Origin of the sequence: Streptomyces sp. NPDC049541 (genome assembly GCF_044465725.1) — a bacterium.
Taxonomy (GTDB): Bacteria; Actinomycetota; Actinomycetes; order Streptomycetales; family Streptomycetaceae; genus Streptomyces.
The window spans coordinates 69,037-88,003 of the sequence record NZ_JBITLY010000019.1 but is presented as its reverse complement, the minus strand read 5'-3'; the positions used below and the strand labels follow the sequence as shown (position 1 = coordinate 88,003).

The 18,967-nt window shown below is 72.1% G+C and carries 8 protein-coding genes; 2 read left to right on the top strand and 6 right to left on the bottom strand.

Features of this window, described 5'->3' with window-relative positions; genetic code table 11:
• The first annotated feature begins 149 nt into the window (after positions 1–149).
• Complete coding sequence (locus ACIBW9_RS40830; RefSeq protein ID WP_398963408.1) at positions 150–1,715, top strand: FAD-dependent monooxygenase; 1,566 nt, start codon at positions 150–152, stop codon at positions 1,713–1,715.
• 40 nt (positions 1,716–1,755) lie between these two features.
• A complete protein-coding gene (locus tag ACIBW9_RS40825; protein ID WP_398963405.1) occupies positions 1,756–2,514 on the top strand; it encodes a thioesterase II family protein in 759 nt (252 codons plus the stop codon).
• Positions 2,515–2,578: 64 nt separating this feature from the next.
• Here ACIBW9_RS40825 and ACIBW9_RS40820 read toward each other — a convergent pair whose 3' ends face one another.
• The 6 genes from ACIBW9_RS40820 to ACIBW9_RS40795 form a co-directional block, all read right to left on the bottom strand.
• Positions 2,579–3,463: a 3-hydroxybutyryl-CoA dehydrogenase gene (locus ACIBW9_RS40820; protein WP_398963403.1), complete on the bottom strand. Its 885-nt coding sequence runs from the start codon at positions 3,461–3,463 to the stop codon at positions 2,579–2,581.
• Positions 3,460–4,449, bottom strand: coding sequence for a 3-oxoacyl-ACP synthase III family protein (locus tag ACIBW9_RS40815; RefSeq protein WP_398963400.1), 990 nt, complete (start codon positions 4,447–4,449; stop codon positions 3,460–3,462). The genes ACIBW9_RS40820 and ACIBW9_RS40815 overlap by 4 nt, the downstream gene beginning before the upstream one ends.
• A gap of 1 nt (position 4,450) precedes the next feature.
• Positions 4,451–5,809, bottom strand: a complete 1,359-nt coding sequence (ccrA, locus tag ACIBW9_RS40810; protein WP_398963397.1) for a crotonyl-CoA carboxylase/reductase — start codon at positions 5,807–5,809, stop codon at positions 4,451–4,453.
• Between the two features lie 100 nt (positions 5,810–5,909).
• On the bottom strand, positions 5,910–9,140 hold the full coding sequence (locus tag ACIBW9_RS40805; RefSeq protein WP_398963394.1) for an amino acid adenylation domain-containing protein: 3,231 nt from the start codon (positions 9,138–9,140) through the stop codon (positions 5,910–5,912).
• Positions 9,141–9,292: 152 nt separating this feature from the next.
• On the bottom strand, positions 9,293–12,415 hold the full coding sequence (locus tag ACIBW9_RS40800; RefSeq protein WP_398963391.1) for a type I polyketide synthase: 3,123 nt from the start codon (positions 12,413–12,415) through the stop codon (positions 9,293–9,295).
• 5 nt (positions 12,416–12,420) lie between these two features.
• Positions 12,421–18,933, bottom strand: coding sequence for a type I polyketide synthase (locus ACIBW9_RS40795; protein WP_398963518.1), 6,513 nt, complete (start codon positions 18,931–18,933; stop codon positions 12,421–12,423).
• Between the last annotated feature and the right edge of the window lie 34 nt (positions 18,934–18,967).

Below are 18,967 nucleotides of genomic sequence, written 5' to 3'. Positions count from 1 at the left end.
CCGCTGCCGGCTGGGCCGGCGTGCCCGGGTGCCGTCCCGCTCGACGCCCTGCGGCCCCGTAGGCCTGTCCCGCCGGCGGGACAAGGCAAGCCGGAGCGCGGTGTGCCCCGTACCGGCACCGAGTTGTCTTGAAGCGCTGATCGACGTGCATGAACGTGGAAGCGATCGAACGACGTCAGAGGGCCGGCAGACCGAGGGGGAACGACGTGGGACACACCCGCAGGGACACGGACGTGGTGATCGCGGGCGCCGGGCCCACAGGCCTGATGCTCGCCTGCGAGCTACGGCTGGCGGGCGTCGAGGTGACGGTGGTCGACAAGCTCACCGAGCGGTCCGGCGAGTCCCGGGCCGGCGGGATCCACTCCCGCACCCTGGAAGTCCTCGACCAGCGCGGCATCCTGGACCGCTTCCTGGCCGAGGGCCAACTCCAACCGGTCGGCCACTTCTCCGGCCTCTACATCGACTTCGACGAGACCGAATCCAGGCACCCCTACCCGCTGATGATCCTGCAGTCCGCCATCGAACGACTCCTCGAAGAACGGGCCGCAGAACTCGGCGTACGGGTACGCCGCTCGTGCGAGGTCACCGGCGCCGGGCAGGACCAGGACGGCGTGACCGTCCAGCTGCGCACGGCGGACCCGGCACCCGCGACACTGCACGCCCGCTACCTCGTGGGCTGCGACGGCGGACGCAGCACCATACGCAAACTCGCCGGCATCGACTTCCCCGGCACCGAAGCGACCATGACCGCCCTGATCGGCGACGTCGAACTCCCCGACCTGCCCGAGGACTACGTCTGGGTACGCCGCACCCCCCTCGGCGACTACTCCGCCATCGCCTTCGAACCCGGCTGGCACCGGGTCATCACCTCGGAATACGACCGCGTCCCCGACCAGGAACCGCCGACCTTCGAACAACTCAGGGAATCCCTGACCAGGGTCGCCGGCACCGACTTCGGCATGCGCAGCCCCCGCTGGGTCTCCCGCTTCAGCGACGCCGCACGCCAGGCCGCCCACTACCGGCAGGGCCGCATACTGCTCGCCGGCGACGCGGCCCACATCCACTTCCCCGCCGGCGGCCAGGGACTCAACATGGGCATCCAGGACGCCGTCAACCTCGGCTGGAAACTCGCCGCCGCCGTGCACGGCCACGCACCCCGAGCCCTGCTCGACACCTACCACGCCGAACGCCACCCCGTCGCCGCCCGCGTCCTGCACAACACCCGCGCGCAGTCGGCCCTGGTCCGCCCCGGCCCCCAGACCGACGCACTGCGCGACGTCTTCAGCTCCCTCATGGTCTTCGACGACGTCAACCAGTACCTGCGCCACCTCCTCAACGCCCTCGACATCCGCTACCCCACCGACAGCGACCACCCGCTGGCAGGCCGCCGCGTCCCCGACGCCGACCTCACCACGTCCGACGACGCCTGCCGCGTCCACGAACTCCTCCACACCGGCCGCCCCCTCCTCCTCGACCTGCACGGCGACACCGACCTGGCGGCAGTGGCCAAGAAATGGGCCGACCGCGTCGACCTCGCCGAAGCACGCGCCCAGGACCACCACTGGACCGTCCCCGCCATCGGCGACATCCCCGCCCCCGCCGCTCTCCTCATCCGCCCCGACGGCCACGTCGTCTGGGCAGCCGACGACGCACCCGACACCGCCACCCTCCGCACCGCCCTCACCACCTGGTTCGGCCCACCACTACAGGGGTGACACACCATCCGGAACGATCGGACGAAGGGACACACCGACAGTGAACAGCACGTGGTTGCGACGCTTCACCAAGGCCACGGGGGACGGGCCGCGGCTTGTGTGCTTCCCCCACGCGGGCGGCTCCGCGACGGCGTTCAAGGAGCTGGCGCACGTACTGCCCGCGAACTTCGACGTGGTGTCCGTGCAGTACCCGGGGCGCCAGGACCGCTACGGTGAAAAGCCGTTCACGTCCCTGGCCCCGCTCGTCGAGGCGGTGGCCGAGGAGCTGACCCGCGAGCTGGCCACGGATCCCCGACGGCCGTACGCCCTGTTCGGCCACAGCATGGGCGCGCTCGTCGCGTTCGAGACGGCCCTGCTGCTTGCCCAGGGCGAACTGCCGGGCCCCCGGCGGCTGTTCCTCTCCGGCCGGGGCGGCCCGGAGACCGGCAGCCTCCCCTACCACCTCTTCGGCGACGCCGAAGTGCTGGACGATGTGCGCAGGCTGGGCGGCACCGACCGGAGCATGCTCGCCGACCCCGACCTCCTGGAGCTGGTGCTGCCGGCGCTGCGCGCCGACTACAAGGCCCTCGGCACGTACAGCTGGCGCGGAGCTGAGCCGCTCGCCGTCGCGGTGACCGCCCTGTCCGGGGACAGCGACCCGATGATGACGGTCGAGGACGCCGGGACCTGGCGGGCGTACACCACCGGCGACTTCGATGTGAAGGTCTTCTCCGGCGGCCACTTCTACCTCTTCGACCACCTCGACAAGGTCGCCGCGACCGTCACCGAGGGGCTGCTCACGGAAGCCGCCGCTTCCTGACCCGCAGTCGGCAGCGAGGGGCCCGGGCGACCGCGAACGGTCGGCCGGGCCCCTCGCACATCCCTCACGTGTACGTGTAGAAACCGCGGCCGGACTTCTTGCCCAGCAGGCCGCCCTCGACCATGCGCAGCAGCAGCGGAGGCGGCGCGTACAGCGGCTCCTTGAACTCCTCGTACATGGCCTGCGCAATGGACACGGTCGTGTCCAGGCCGATGAGGTCGGCGAGCCGCAGCGGCCCCATCGGGTGCGCACAGCCCTGCTCCATACCCTGGTCGACGACCTCGGCCGGCGCCTGGCCCGACTCGACCATCCGGACCGCGGACAGCAGATACGGGAACAGCAGCGCGTTGACGAGGAAGCCCGCCCGGTCCGGCGAGGCGATCGGCTTCTTGCCCAGGACGTCGCGGACGAAGACCAGCGCCCGCGCGCTCACCGCCTCGTGCGTCAGCACCGAGGAGACCAGCTCGACCAGCGGCAGCGCCGGCACCGGGTTGAAGAAGTGCATGCCGAGCACCTGGCCCGGGCGTCGGGTCGCGGCGCCGAGCCGTACGACCGGGATCGAGGACGTGTTGGTCGCCAGGATCGCGTCCGGGTCCTCGACGATCTTGTCGAGGGTGGCGAACAGGTCCAGCTTGAGCTGCTCGTCCTCCTTGACCGCCTCGATCACCAGCTGACGGTCCGCCAGTTCGTCGAGGTCACGGGTGTACGACACCCGGGCCAGCGCCGCGTCGCGCTCCTGCGCGGTCAGTTTTCCCCTGGCCACGCCCCGGTCGAGGGATGCGGCGAGCTTCTGCGGCGCCGAGGCCAGCGACGACTCGGAGAACACCGCGACCGTCACGTTCAGCCCGGCCTTCGCGCACAGTTCCGCGATGCCGGTGCCCATGATGCCGCTGCCGGCGACACCCACCCGTTCGATGTCCGTGCCAGTCGCTTGCGTGGACGTGGTCATGCGGCGGTCCCCCAGGTCAGAAGTGATGCGCCGATCGACATGCCGCCGCCGAAGCCGGCGAGCAGGACGAGGTCTCCGGTCGACAGGGCGCCCGTGCGGTGGGCCTCGTCGAGGGCGACCGGTACCGAGGCGCTGCCGACGTTGCCGTACTTGATCAGCGTGCGGTGTGTGCGGGCGGCGCCCAGGCCGGTGCGTTCGACGACGTCGCCGAGCATCACGCCGTTGGCCTGGTGCGGTACGAAGTGGTCGACGGCGCCGATGTCCACGCCGGCCCTGCCGGCCAGGGCGAGCAGCGCGGGCGGGACGTGCTCGGCGACGAAGTCCCGTACGCCGCGGCCGTCCATCCGGAAGAAGTGGTCGCCCGCGGCGAGGGTCTGCGCGGAGGCCGGCTTGCGGCTGCCGCCGGCCTCGACGCGGATGAGGTGGTGCGCGTCGCCGCGGCTGGCCAGGTCGGTCGCGAGGATGCCGTACGGCTCGGGCACCGCTGCGACGATCGCGGCGCCGGCGCCGTCGGCGAACAGGATCGCCGTCCTGCGGTCGGTGACGTCCAGGATCCGCGAGTACACGTCCGCGCCGATCACCAGTACGCGGGCGTCGGGCCGTGCCGCGACCAGGCTGTGGGCCAGCGCCAGCGCGTAGACGAAGCCGCTGCACACGACGTTGACGTCGAAGCAGGCCGCGCCGTAGGCGCCCAGTCCGTGCTGGACCAGGTAGGAGGTGGGGGGCTGCGGGAAGTCGCCGGTGGAGGTGGAGACGATGATGTAGTCGATCTGTTCCGCGGTCAGCTCCGCCTGTGCCAGGGCGCGTTCGGCGGCCTTGACCGCCAGGTCGGACGTCGCCTCGTGCTCGGCCGCGTAGCGCCGCGAGCGGATCTGTGTCTTGCGTTCGATCCACTCCGCGGTGACGCCGGCGCGCTCGGCGACCTCCTCGTTGCTCACCTCGTTCTTCGGCAGGTACGAGCCGGTGGAGAGTATGCCGATCCCCATGTCAGGCCACCTCGGCGAGAGCGGGCGCGCCGGCCTCGCGCAGTGGGTTGAGCCGCGCGGTGCCGATCTTTGCGCGCAGGGCGGGGTCGGTGACGCCGAGGCCCTCCTCGGGGGCCATGCAGAGCACGCCGACCTTGCCGGTGTGCCGGTTGAGCTGGACCAGCCGGGCGGCCTCGCCGACATCGGCCAGCGGGTACACCTCGGACAGGACGGGCGAGAGGTGACCGAGCCGGAACAGCCGGTTGCACTCCGCCTGCTCGTGGAGGTTGGCCGCGTGGCTGCCGATGACCCGCTTGAGGTTCATCCAGAGGTAGCGGTTGTCGAAGTGGTGGTCGTATCCGGTGCTGGAGCCGCAGGTGACGACCGTGCCACCCTTGCGCACGACGAACACCGAGATCCCGAACGTGGCCCGGCCGACGTAGTCGAACACCACATGGGGGTCCTCGCCGACCTGCCGCCGGATCTCCCGGCCCAGCCGCTTGCCCAGTTCGATCGTGCGCTGCGGATCGGGTGCGGCGTCCCCGCCCATGCCGATCTCGTTGCGGTCGATGACCACGTCGCAGCCGAGCCGGCCGAGCGCCTCGGCCTTGCGTGCGGAGCTGACGACCCCGACGGCGATGCCGCCGGCGTTCTTCACCATCTGCACCGCGAACGCGCCGAGACCGCCGGTCGCGCCCCAGACGAGCACGATGTCGCCCTGTTTGATCCGTGCGCCGTTGTCGCCGACCAGCATCCGGTAGGAGGTGGCGGCGGTCAGCAGGACGCCCGCCGCCTCCTCCCAGGTCAGATGGGCGGGCTTGGGCAGCAGCTGGCTGGCGCGGACCACCGCGTAGTGGGCGAGGCCGCCGAAGTTGGTCTCGTAGCCCCAGATCTTCTGTCCCGCACCGAGCATCGCGTCGGCGTGCGTCGCCGGTTCCTGGTCGTCGACCTGGACGCAGCTGACGACCACGTGGTCGCCGGTCTTCCAGTGCCGCACCCCGGCCCCGGTCCGTACGACGATCCCGGCCGCGTCGGAGCCCACCACCTGGTGCGGCAGGTCGTGCCGGGCGGCGTAACCGCCCTGGCGGGCCTGGCGCTTGAGGAACTCGAAGGTGGGCACCGGCTCGAACGTCGCCGACCAGACGGTGTTGTAGTTGATGGAACTCGCCATGACGGCGACGACCACCTCGTCCGGGGCGAGCTCCGGCATCGGGACCCGTCCGACGCGCAGCGCCTTGCGGACGTCCTTGTCGGCGGCGCCGCCGAACATGCCGACGTCGGCGGCCAGCAGGTGCGCGGCCTCGTATTCCGAGGGAAGTTCGTGTCGCCCGATCTCGTCCGGGCCGGCCCCGGACAGCAGGGCTTCCGTCAAGGAATCCATGACTCCCTTTCTCCTTTGCAGTGCCACAGGAAAACCGCTGCTGACCGGACCAGAACGCGAAACCCTGCTGATCGAAAAGCGGTTGGGCGGCGGGCCACGGTCAGAGGACCGCGCCCTCCTTCGTCCGCCTGCGCAGGCTCGGCCTGCTGGACTGGCCGAGGTCCTTCCACATGTCCGACAGGCCGATGACGGTGCGCGCCGCGAACAGCCTGCGGATGGACACCTCCTGCTTCAGCTCCGACCGGATCAGGCCGACCAGCCGGATCGCCCGCAGCGAGTTGCCGCCGAGGTCGAAGAAGTCCTCGTCGATGCCCACCCGGTCCAGCTCGAGCACCTCGGCGAAGGCCGCGGCCAGGACCCGCTCGGTGTCGTTGCGCGGTGCCCGGTACGTGCGCTCGTCGGACTCGGGCTCGGGCAGCGCCGCCCGGTCCACCCGCCCGGCCGCCGTCACCGGCAGCCGGTCCAGCACCGTGAACACCGAGGGCACCATGGACTCCGGCAGCCATCCCGCGGCGAACCGGCGGAGCTCGTCGGCCGAGACGGTGCGGCCGCCCGCCGGGACGACATAGGCCACCAGGTGCTGCTGCCCGGAACCGTCCGCCCTGACGACCACGACCGACTGGGCAAGGCCGGTGTGCTCCGACAGCACCTCTTCGACCTCGGCCAGCTCGACCCGGACACCGCGTACATCGACCTGGGCGTCGGCCCGGGCCACGTACTCGAGCCGGCCGTCGGTGCCCCACCGCACCCGGTCCCCGGTCCGGTGCATGAGCGCTCCGGCCGGGCCGAACGGGCAGGGCACGAAGCGCTCCGCGGTCGCCGCGGGCCGGCCGGGGTAGCCACGCACCACACCGGGACCGGCCACATACAGCTCTCCGGTCACGCCGACGGGGACCGGCGCCAGACCCGGGCCCAGGACGTAGAGGGCCGTGTTGTCCATCGGGCGGCCGACCGTGCCCGCGTGACGCACCGGTTCGTCGGCGGCCAGGCGGTGGCAGGCGGCGAACACGGTCGATTCCGGCACACCGTGGCCGTTGACGATCGTCAGCTCGGGGCAGGCCTCGCGGACCCGGCGCAGCGCGGCCGCGGACACGCGGTCGCCGCCGGTCCACACCTCGCGCAGCCCCGCGAGGGCCTCGGGGCGCTCGGCCGCGATCGCCGAGAACAGGCTCGACGGCAGCCACACCGTGGAGATCCCGTGCGCAGCGCGCGCCGTGGTCAGCGCGTCGATGTCGAGGTCCCCCGGGGGTGCCACGACCACCCGGCCGCCGCTCAGCAGGGGCACCCAAAGGTCGAGGGCGAGTGCGTCGGAGGTGTGCGGCGCGTGCCACAGCACGGTGCTGCGGCCGGCTTCCTGCCACTGGCGGTCCAGGACGAACCGCTCCATGTTCCGGTGGGTCAGCCCAACTCCGTTGGCGGCGCCGGTCGTTGTCGAGTCGTACATGACCGCCAGCAGGTTGTCCTGGTGGGCGCTCGCCGCGGCGTCGCTGTCGCTGCCGGCGTTGTCGGCGTTGTCGGCACTGTCGCAGACGAGGTCGTCGTACACGAGCGCCGGGACGTCCAGTCCGGCGGAGAGCAGTTCGGCCGTCGCCGCGCCGGTGAGCAGTGCGCGCGCCGAGGCCGCGCCGATCCGTGACCCGATGCGCTCCGCCGGGGACGCCGGGTCGATCGGCAGGTAGGCTCCGCCCGCCTTCACCACGCCCAGCAGGGCGACGGCGAGGTCCACCGACCGGGGCAGTGCCACCGCCACGACCGTCTCGGGTCCGACCTGCCGCCGGCGCAGCGCCGCGGCCAGCCGGTTCGAGCGCTCGTCCAGCTCGCGGTACGAGACCGTGTCGTCGCCGGAGACCAGCGCGACGGCGTCGGGGTCCCGCTCCACCGCCCGGGCGAACAGCTGAGGAACCGTCAGCCCCGAAAGCGGCGCGTGCGTGTCGTTCGGCGCCTTCAGCGCCTGGTGCCGCTCGGCACCGCTCACCACGTCCAGGGCACCGACCGGCTGTGCGCCGGCGGCCACCACGGCACGGATGTACGCGATCAGCTCCTCGCCGATGAAGCGCAGTTCCGCGCGGTGGTACAGGCGCGCGGGGGCGTCGAGCCGGATGAAGAGGTCGCTGTCGGGGCTGCCGTCGGTGTAGACGCCGATGGACAGTTCCTCGAACGTGCCGGTCGTCGCGCCCGAGTAGCGTGCCGGGCTGTCGCCGAAGTGGAGTTGCTCCACGAACTCGACGACGTTGACGACAGCCCCGTAACTGCCGCGTCCGCTCAGGACGGTTCCGGCCGCGCGCTGGATGTCCGAGTAGTGGCAGCCGGTGTGGTCGAAGAGGTCGTACGTCTGGTCGACGAGCGTGTCGGCGATCTCGGTGAAGGTCGCGTTGAGGTCGACCGCCACCCGCACCGGCACCACATTCACCGCGAGACCGGGCGTCCGGCTCGCCACGCCGACCCGGTTGCCCACGGCCAGCGAGAGGAGGAACTCCGGCCGCTCGCAGCGGTGCCGCAGATACACCGCCGTGGCCGCGGTCAGCATCTGCGACATCCACACGCCCATGGACTGCGCGGTGTCGGTCCACGCGTCCGCCTCGGCGCGGGGAACGGTCAGTGTCCGGCTCACCATGCCGATGGTCTCGGCCACCTCCGACCAGCGGTCGGCGCTGCTCATCGGTTCGGACAGCGCGGCGCGCTGCGCGTCGGACAGGGCGACGCGCGGAACCTGTGCGGGCGCGGGCGCATCGGTGAGGTAGTCGCGCCAGAACTCCGAGTCCTCGGTGAACTTCGGTGAGGCGAGGTAATCCGTCGCCTCGGTGGCGAACGACTCGGCGTCCCACGGGTGCGGCAGTTGCGGTACCTGCTCCCCGCGCACCAGTGCCGTGTACACCTCGGCGAGGCGCTTCGACAGCAGGCCACCCGCGCCGAACCCGTCCGAGATGAGGTGGTGGTAGGCGATCACCAGGAGCGAGCGGGTCGCCGTGAGTTTGACGGCACCGAGCCGGAACAGCAGATCCCGCTCCAGGTCGAACGGCTGCCGCACCAGGTCGGCCAGGGCCTCGCGCGCCGCCTGCTCGGGGTCGGCCTCGGCACTCAGATCCAGGAAGAACGGCTGCCAGTCCCCCAGCTCCCGGGGCCTGAGGCGCAGTTGGCCGTCCTCGTCGACGAAGTTGACGCGCAGCACCTCCGCCTCGCCCATCACGTGCAGGAACGCGGACCGGATGACCGCCGCGTCCAGCTCGCCGTCCACGTCCCACATGGTCAGCGCATGGTTCGGCGTGTCGGGAGCCATTTGCTGCGCTCGCCACATGCCTTTGTGAGCAGACGACGCACCGAACGAACGCACAGAGATCAACCCCTCGACAGACAAACCGGGACACCGTAGGAATGCGCAGATCACCCCCCATGGTCGAGAGGGTGGGTCAGCCGTTCAAGACAAACCGGCTCCCGGCGGGACAAGCCGCTGTCGAGCTTGCGGTGTCCCGCCGGCGGGACACTTCACTGCGGAACGCGCGTGGGCATCGTGGACACGATGTGCCCGGCGATCAGTCGCGCGGTGGGGTGCCGCAGCACCATGTTCGCCTTCAGCTTGAGTCCGGTCGACGCGCTCAGGCGCTTGCTCAGCTCCATCGACAGCATCGAGTCGAATCCGATCCGGAAGAACTTCTCGTCGGGGTCGATGGTCGCGCCGGAGTGGTGTCCGAGCACGACGGCGGCCTTCTCGAGGACGTGGGCGAGGACGAGTGTCCGCGCTTCGTCGTCGGGGAGTGCGGCGATCCTCTCCGGCAGCGGGACGACCTCGTCCTCGTCCGCGGGCGGCTGGGTCGAGGACGCCTGTGCCTCCACCGCCGCCGTGGGCGAGGAGTTCAGCCAGTACCGCTGCCGATGGAACGCGTACGTCGGCAGGTCCACCCGCCGTCGCGTGCCGAACAGGGCGTCCCAGTCCACGGACCCGCCTCGGACGTACAGCTGGGCCAGCGAACCGAGCAGGGCCGCCACCTCGTCGCGGTCCCGCCGCGCAGACGCCAGGACCAGCGCGTCGTCCACGTCCTCGACGATCTCCTGCACCGGGACATTCAGCACGGGGTGCGGGCTCATCTCGATGAACACCCGGAAGCCGTCCTCGGCCAGCTGCCGGACGGACGTCTCGAAGAGGACCTTTTCGCGCAGGTTGTTGTACCAGTAGTCGGCGTTCAGCCCCGCGGTGTCGATGACTTCGCCGTACAGGGTCGAACAGAAGGGCAGCGTCGACGATGTCGGGCTCACGTCGGACAGCGCGCCGGTCACCTGGTCGCGGACCCGGGTCACCTGGTCGGAATGGGAGGCGTAGTCGACCGGTATTCTCCGCGCCTGGGCGCCCTCGGCCTTCATCTTCTCGACGAACTCGTCGAGTGCGTCCGGTTCCCCGGACACCACCACGGAGCGGGGTCCGTTGACCACGGCGACGCTCACCCGGTCGCTCCACGGAGCCAGTCGCTCTTCCACGACCTCGGCGGACTCCGCGACCGAGGCCATCCCGCCGAGCCCCTTCAGCTCGATCAGGGCCTTGCTGCGCAGCGCCACGATCTTGGTGGCGTCCCGCAGGGACAGCGCACCGCAGACATGGGCAGCGGCGATCTCGCCCTGGCTGTGGCCCACCACGGCGGCCGGTTCCACACCCCAGGACCGCCACAGGGCGGCCAGGGACACCATCACGGAGAACAGCGCCGGCTGCACCACGTCCACCCGCTCGAAGGTCGGCGCCCCCGCCACGCCGCGCACCACGTCGAGCAGCGACCAGTCGACCCACTCGGCCAGTGCGGCCGCGCACGCGTCGAGTGACTGCGCGAAGACCGGGAAGGCGTCGTACAGCTCCCGGCCCATGCCGACCCATTGCGAGCCCTGCCCCGGGAACACGAAGGCGACGCCACCGAGGTCCCCGGCGATGCCGCGCACCACCTGGGCCGAGTCCGCGCCCTCGCTCAACGCCGCGAGGCCGCCCAGCAGTTCGCCCCTGTCGCGGCCCAGGACCACCGCACGGTGCTCGAACCGCGACCGGCTCGACACCAGCGACCAGCCGGCATCGGCGATGTCCAGGTCCGCGTCGGCGGCGACGAAGTCACGCAGCCTGCCCGCCTGCAGCTCCAGCGCCTTCGCCCGCTTTCCCGACACCACCCACGGCACCAGACCGCCGATCACACCCGCGCCCGGGCCGCGCTCGTTGGCCTGCTCCTCGGCCGGGGCCTCTTCGAGGATCACGTGCGCGTTGGTGCCGCTGACCCCGAACGACGACACCCCGGCCCGCCGCGGACCGTCCGCCCGGGGCCACTCACGTCCCTCCACCAGCAGTTCGACACCACCCGAGGACCAGTCCACGTGGTGCGACGGCTCGTCCACGTGCAGGGTCTTCGGCAGGTATCCGTGGCGCATGGCCTGCACGGCCTTGATGACCCCGGCGACCCCGGCGGCGGCCTGGGAGTGCCCCATGTTCGACTTCAGGGATCCCAGCCACAGCGGCCTGTCCTCGGCCCGGTCCTTGCCGTAGGTCGCCAGCAGGGCGCCCGCCTCGATGGGATCCCCCAGCGTGGTCCCGGTGCCGTGGGCCTCGACCAGGTCCACCTCCGAGGGCGAGACCCCCGCGTTCGCCAGGGCCTTGCGGATCACCTTCTCCTGGGCGCGGCCGTTGGGGGCGGTCAGCCCGTTGCTGGCCCCGTCCTGGTTCACCGCGCTGCCGCGCACGACGGCCAGTACCGGGTGGCCGTTGCGCCGGGCGTCAGACAGCCGTTCGAGGAGCAGCACACCCACCCCCTCGGCCCAGCCGGTCCCGTCGGCCGCGTCCGCGAAGGCCTTGCACCGGCCGTCGGCCGACAGCGCCTCCTGCCGGGAGAACTCCACGAACATCGCGGGGGTCGCCATCACCAGCGCCCCGCCCGCCAGTGCGAGCGAGCACTCCCCCGAACGCAGCGACTGCACCGCCATGTGCAGGGCCACCAGAGACGACGAGCACGCCGTGTCCACCGACACCGCCGGCCCGGTCAGCCCCATTTCGTACGCCACCCGGCCGGACGCGACGCTCAGCGCGCTGCCGTACAGGAAGTAGCCCTCCAGCTCCCTCTGGCCGCCCTCGAGGAAACGCCACCCGTACTCGGACGAGCTGACTCCGGAGAAGACGCCGACCTCCGACCCGCGCACGTCGGCGGGGACGATGCCGGCCCGCTCGAAGACCTCCCAGGACGTCTCCAGCAGCAGGCGGTGGTGCGGGTCGACGGCCAGCGCCTCACGCGGGCTGAGGTGGAAGAAGTCCGCGTCGAAACCGGCGACGTCAGCCAGGAACCCTCCCTGGCGCGTGTACGCCTTGCCGGCGGCGCCGGGATCCGGGTCGTACACGTCCCGCCACCCGCGGTCCTGCGGGAACTCGCCGACGACGTCCCGGCCTTCTCGGACCACGTCCCACAGGTCCTCGGGGGTCGACACCCCTCCCGGGTAGCGGCATGCCATGGCCACCACGGCGATCGGCTCGGTGCGGCCGGCCTTCAGGGTGTCGTTCTCCCGCCGGAGGCGGTCGCGCTCCTCGAGAAGCGTGCGGAGCGCCCGCTGGACCCGGTCCGCGCCCTCCGCCGTGTGTTCCGCGGAGTTGGTCATGTCACTTACCTCTTCTCATCCAGAGCCAGGTCGACCAGTGCTTCCAGGTCCAGGTCCGACAGTTCGTCCGCGTCGGCGCCCGCGTCCGCCGCCGCTGTGCCGCCGCCCGGCTCGGGCGCCTCGGCGCATGCCAGGACCAGTTCCAGGACGCCCGCGCTGCGCAGGCTGTCGATCGAGACGGTCCGCAGCACTTCCCGGATCTGCGCGTCCTCGGCGTCCTGGGCCGGGGTCGTGTCCTCGGCCGGACGCAGCCGGCCGAAGAGGTGCTCGCTGAGCTCGCGTGCTGTCGGGTAGCTGAAGACGATGGTCGACGGCAGCCGCAGCCCGGTCGCGGCGTTCAGGCGGTTGCAGAGTTCGACGGCGGTCAGCGAGTCGAATCCGAACCGGGCGAACGCCTCGTCGACGTCGACGCCCGTGCCGGACGCGTGTCCGAGCACGACGGCGATCTGCTCGCGGACCCAGTCCAGGAGGGCTGTCCGCGCCTCGTCCGCCGGCAGGGTGGCCAGCTTTTCCGCCAGTCCGAGCGAGCCGCCCTTGACCGTGCCCGCCCTGTTGCGGCGCGGACGACCGCCTTCGGCGAGGTCGCGCAGCAGCGACGGCAGTTCGTCACCGGTCCTGTCGCGCAGCGCGGCGATGTCCAGCCGGGCCGGGACGAGGACCGGCCTGCCGCTCGCGCACGCCGCGTCGAACAGGGTCAGTGCCTCGTCCGTCGGCATCGCGGCGATGCCCATCCGCCGCAGCCGGGAGAGGTCGGCCTGCTCCAGCTCCCCGGTCATGCCGCTGCTCTGCTCCCACCAGCCCCAGCACAGCGAGGTGCCGGCCAGGCCGGATGCCCTGCGCTGCGCGGCCAGACCGTCCAGGAAAGCGTTCGCCGCGGCGTAGTTGGCCTGTCCCGCGTTGCCGAGCGTGCCCGCGAGGGCGGAGAACTCGATGAACGCCGACAGTGTGTGCTCCCGGGTCAGCTCGTGCAGGTTGACCGCGCCGCCGACCTTGGCGCGCAGCACATGGTCGATGCTCTGCGCGGTCAGGGATTCGACGGTGCCGTCCGCGAGCACACCGGCCGCGTGCACGACCGCGGTCAGCGGGTACCGGCCGGGCAGGTCCGCGAGCAGGTCCGCCACGGCGGCCCGGTCCGCGACATCGCACTCCACGACCCGTACGGTCGCTCCCGCCCCCTGAAGGTCCGCGACCAGCTCCGGCACTCCGTCGGCCGCCGTGCCCCGGCGGCTCGCCAGCAGCAGGCTCCGTACGCCGTGTTCAGCGACGAGGTGCCGTGCCACGAGCGACCCCACGCCTCCGGTGCCGCCGGTGACCAGCACGGTGCCGCCGCCGAGGCCGTCGCCCACCTCGAGGACCAGCTTGCCGACGTGGCGGCCCTGGCTCATCTCGCGGAAGGTCCGGCGCGCGTCGCGGATGTCGCGCAGGGAGATCGGGCTCAGCCGCACCCGGCCGTCGGCGAACAGTTCCATGACGGCCCGGAACATCTCGTGGATCGCGTCCGGGCCCGCCTCGTAGAGGTCGAAGGCCACGTAGTCGACTCCGGGGTGGTCGGCCGCCACCTGACGGGGGTCGCGGATGTCCGTCTTCCCCATCTCGACGAAGTGTCCCCCGCCCGGCAGCAGCGTCAGCGAGGCGTCGACGAACTGGTGCGCGAGTGAGTTGAGTACGACGTCCACGCCGCGGCCGCCCGAGGAGCGCAGGAACTTCTCGGCGAACTCCAGGTCGCGCGAGGACGCCAGGTGGTCCTCGTCGATGCCCAGGCCGCGCAGGAGGGGCCACTTGGCCGGGCTCGCGGTGGCGTAGATCTCGGCGCCGACGTGCCGGGCCAGCTGGACGGCGGCCATGCCGACGCCGCCTGCCGCGGCGTGGATGAGGATCCGCTGCCCCTTCTTGAGGTTCGCCACGCGCAGGAGCCCGTAGTAGGCGGTGAGGAAGGTGCACGGCACGGACGCGGCCTCGGCATGGCTCCACCCGTCGGGGACGGGCACGAGCATGCGGTGGTCCGCCACCGCCGTACGGCCGAAGGCGCCGGTGAAGATGCCGGTCACCCGGTCGCCGGGCGCCAGGCGGGTCACGTCGTCCGCCACCTCGAGGACGACTCCGGCGCCCTCGCTGCCGAGCCCGGCGTCGATCGCCGTCTTGTCCACCAGGCCCAACGCGATCGTGACGTCACGGAAGTTGAGGCCCGCGGCCTGTACGGCGATACGGACCTGACCGCTCGACAGGGGCGCCTCCACCTCCGGGCACGGGACCCAGGTCAGGTTCTCCAGGGTCCCCTTGTCCGGGATGCCGAGCCGGTGGGCGCCGGTCGTCGGCGGCTCGATCCGCTGGTCGTCGGATGCCGCCACGGCCAGCCGGGGGACGAGCAACGCGCCGTCACGCAACGCCAGTTGGCCCTCGTCGAGGGCGAGCGCTTCGGACAGGCGTGCCCAGGACGTCCGCGCGTCGTCGATGTCCACCAGCCGGAACCTGCCGGGGTGCTCGGTCTGGGCGGACCGGATCAGGCCCCACACGGACGCTCCGGGGAGGCTTTCGACGCGCTCGCCCGCACCCGTGTCGAGGGCCAGCCGGGTGAGCACCACCAGCGTGGACCGCTCGAAGGCCGCCTCGGCGAGGAACCGCTGGACCCAGTCCAGTGCGCGCTTGTCCGTGTCGCCGACCGCGGTGAGCAGATCGGGGCCGGCAGCGACGAAGTCGTCCAGGCACAGGGCGATGTGCCGAGGTGCCTCCCCGGCGAGGACCTCGTCCATGGACGCGTGGAGCACGGCGCTCCCGCCGCCCGCCTCGAGCAACCGGGCGCCCAGGCCGCTTCGCGCACCGAGGACGCCCCACTGCCCGCGACGGGCCGTGGGCCCGCTCTCCTCGACCGGCCGCCACTGCACCTCGTACAGCGACCGCTCCTGCCCCCCGCGCGCCGAACGCACCTGCTCGGCACTGGCCGGCCGGAACGTCAGCGCCCCGACGGACGCGATCTTGCGGCCGTGTTCGTCGGCGACCGCCAGCGACACGCGGTCCTCGCCGGCCGGGGAGAGCCGGACCTTCACGGTCGCACCGCACTGCCCGGCCAGGTCCACGCCGGACCACGCGAAGGGCATCCGGCCCTGCTCGCCCGTCACCTCGATGACACCGCCGACGATCGCCGCGTGCAGAACGGTGTCCATCAGGGCCGGGTGCAGGGCGAAGGCGCCGACGGCCGAGCTCTCGGCGGTGTCCGGGAGCGTGGCGAGGGCGAAGAGGTCGTCGCCGTGCTGCCAGACCTCACGCAGCCCGCGGAACGTCGGACCGTAGTCGAAGCCCGCGTCCGCGAAGTCGTCGTAGAGAGCGTCGATGTCGAGCTGCCGGGCCCCTGCCGGGGGCCAGGTGGCGAGCGCGCGCGCATCGTCCGCCCAGGTGTCCGTCGGCGCGGTGGCCGGTGCCAGGCTGCCCATGGCGTGCCGGGTCCAGCCACCCACCGCCGCGCCGTCCTCGCCGGGGCGGGCGTACACGTCCAGGCAGCGGCGTCCGCTCTCGTCCGCCGCGCCGACGACGACGCGCACCTGCACGTCGCCCGAGTCGGGGACGATCAGGGGGACTTCCAGGGTGAGTTCCTCGACCCCGCCGCACCCGACGTGGTCACCCACCGACAGCGCCAGGTCCAGGTAGGCCGTCGCCGGTACGACGACCGCACCGAACACGGCGTGGTCGGCCAGCCAGCCGTGGGTCCGCAGGGACCACAGGTCGGTGAACACCACCTCGTCCGTGCCGGGGTGGTCCACCACGGCGCCGAGCAGGGGGTGCTCCGCGGCCGACAGACCGGCGGAGGCGACGTCCGCGGACTGTGTCCCGGCGCGGAGGTCCAGCCAGTACCGCTGCCGCTGGAAGGCGTACGTCGGAAGGTCCACCCTGCGGCGCGCCCCGAACAGCGCGTCCCAGTCCACGAACCCGCCCCGGACGTGCAGGTGGGCCAGCGCGCCGATCAGCGCCTGCGGTGCGGTGCGGTCCCGCCGCGACGCCGACAGCACCACAGCGTCGTGCACGCCCTGACCGGCGAAGGCCTCCTGGGTGATGCTCGCGAGCGTCGCTCCCGGCCCCACCTCGAGGAAGACGTCCGCGCCCGCCGCACGGGCGCACTCCACCGCGTCGTGGAAGCGGACGGGTTCACGGAGGTGGTCCACCCAGTACCCGCCGGTCGTCAGCTCCTGGAGCGCGACCTCGCGGCCCAGCCTGGTCGAGATGATCGGGATCGCCATCTCGCCCGCGGGGAACGCGGGGAGCGAACCCCCGAACTCGTCCAGGATCGGGTCCATCAGCGGGGAGTGGAACGCATGGCCGACCGCGAGCAGCTTCGCCGAGGTGCCGTCGGCGACGAGCCGGTCGCGGAGGGCGTGGACCTGGTCGCGCAGGCCCGAGACCACGACCGACTCCGGGCCGTTGACGGCAGCGATGCCGACGCGGTCGTACGCGCCGAGCAGCGCGCTCACACGGGCTTCCGAGGCACGTACGGCCAGCATGGCGCCGGGCTCGGTGACCGTCTGCATGGTCCGTCCGCGCGCGGCCACGAGCCGGGTCGCGGTCTCCAGGTCGAAGACCCCGGACACGTGGGCGGCGGCGATCTCGCCGACGGAGTGGCCGATCAGGTGGTCGGGCTGTGGGCAGTACTGCGCCAGCAGCCGGTACAGGCCGACCTGGAGGGTGAACAGCGCCGGCTGTGCGATGTCCGTGCGCTCGCGCTCCGCGGGGTCGAGCTCGTCGGCGAGGAGCAGGGGCCTGAGCGCGAAGGGGAGGTGCGCGTCGAACTGTGCGCAGATCTCGTCGAGGCTCTGCGCGAAGACGGGGAATGCGTCGTACAACTGCCGTGCCACACCGGCCCATTGAGTGCCCTGGCCCGGGAACATGAAGACGGCTGCGCCCAGTTCCCCGGCAGTGCCGCGGACCACCGCGGCGGACTCCTCGCCGTCGTGCAGCGCCGCCAGAGCACGCCGCAACTCGTCCCGGTCGTGTCCGATGACCACCGCGCGGTGCTCGAACCGCGACCGGCCCGACACCAGCGACCAGCCGGCATCGGTGACGTCCAGGTCCGCGTCGGCGGTGAGGAGATCGCGCAGCCTGCCCGCCTGCTGCTCCAGAGCCTTCGCGCTCTTGCCCGACACCACCCACGGCACCAGGCCGCCGACGACGCCCGCGTCCGGGCCGCTCTGCTCCGCCTGCTCCTCGGGCGGGGCCTGTTCCAGGATCACGTGCGCGTTGGTGCCGCTGACCCCGAAGGCGGACACACCTGCCCGCCGGGGCCGGCCCGCTGCCGTGGTCCAGTCCCTGGCCTCGGTCAGCAGCTCCACCGCACCGGCCGACCAGTCCACGTGGGTCGAGGGACGGTCCACGTGCAGCGTCTTCGGCAGCACCCCGTGCCGCATCGCCATGATCATCTTGATCATGCCGCCGACGCCCGCGGCCGCCTGCGTGTGGCCGATGTTCGACTTCAGCGACCCCAGCCACAGCGGACTGCCCGGGTCCCTCTCCTGCCCGTAGGTGGCCAGCAGGGCGCCTGCCTCGATGGGGTCGCCCAGCGTCGTGCCGGTGCCGTGCGCCTCCACCACGTCCACGTCGCCCGCCTGCATCCGGGCGTTCGCCAGCGCCGCCCGGATCACGCGCTGCTGGGCCGGCCCGCTCGGCGCGGTCAGCCCGTTGGACGCCCCGTCCTGGTTGATCGCCGAACCGCGGATCACCGCCCAGATCCGGCGCCCGTTGCGCCGCGCGTCCGAGAGCCGCTCCAGGACCAGCATGCCGACGCCCTCGGAGAAGCCGGTGCCGTCCGCCGCGTCCGCGAACGCCTTGCACCGGCCGTCCGCCGACAGACCCCGCTGCCGCGACATCTCCCGGAAGACCTGCGGCAGCCCCATGACGGTGACGCCGCCGGCCAGGGCGAGGCCGCATTCTCCCTGCCGCAGCGACTGCACCGCCTGGTGCACCGCCACCAGCGACGACGAGCACGCGGTTTCGGTCGACACCGCCGGGCCCTCCAGACCCAGCGCGTACGCCACGCGCCCGGACGCCACGCTCAGCAGGGATCCGATCTGCGCGTAGCCCGCGATGGCCTCGGGGGTGGCGAAGTGGTTGCCGTATCCGAAGTACGCGAGACCGGCGAACACGCCGGTGTCGCTGCCGCGCAGGGACTCCGGGTCGATACCGGCCCGTTCCACGGACTCCCACGCGGTCTCCAGGAGCAGCCGCTGCTGCGGGTCGGCGGACAGCGCCTCGCGCGGGCTGATCCCGAAGAACTCGGCGTCGAAGTCGCCCGCGTCGTACAGGAATCCGCCCTTGCGCGTGTAACAGGTGCCGGGCCGGTCCGGGTCCGGGTCGTACTCCAGGTCCCAGTTGCGGTCGTCGGGGAAGTCCGACACGACGTCCGCGCCCGACCGCACCAGCTCCCACAGCTCCTCCGGGGACGCCACCCCGCCGGGGTAACGGCAGGCGACACCCACGATCGCGATGGGCTCGGCGGCGGCGTCCGTCAGCTCCTGCAGGCGCTTGCGTGTCTCGATCAGCTCGATCGATGTCCGCTTGAGATAGTCGAGA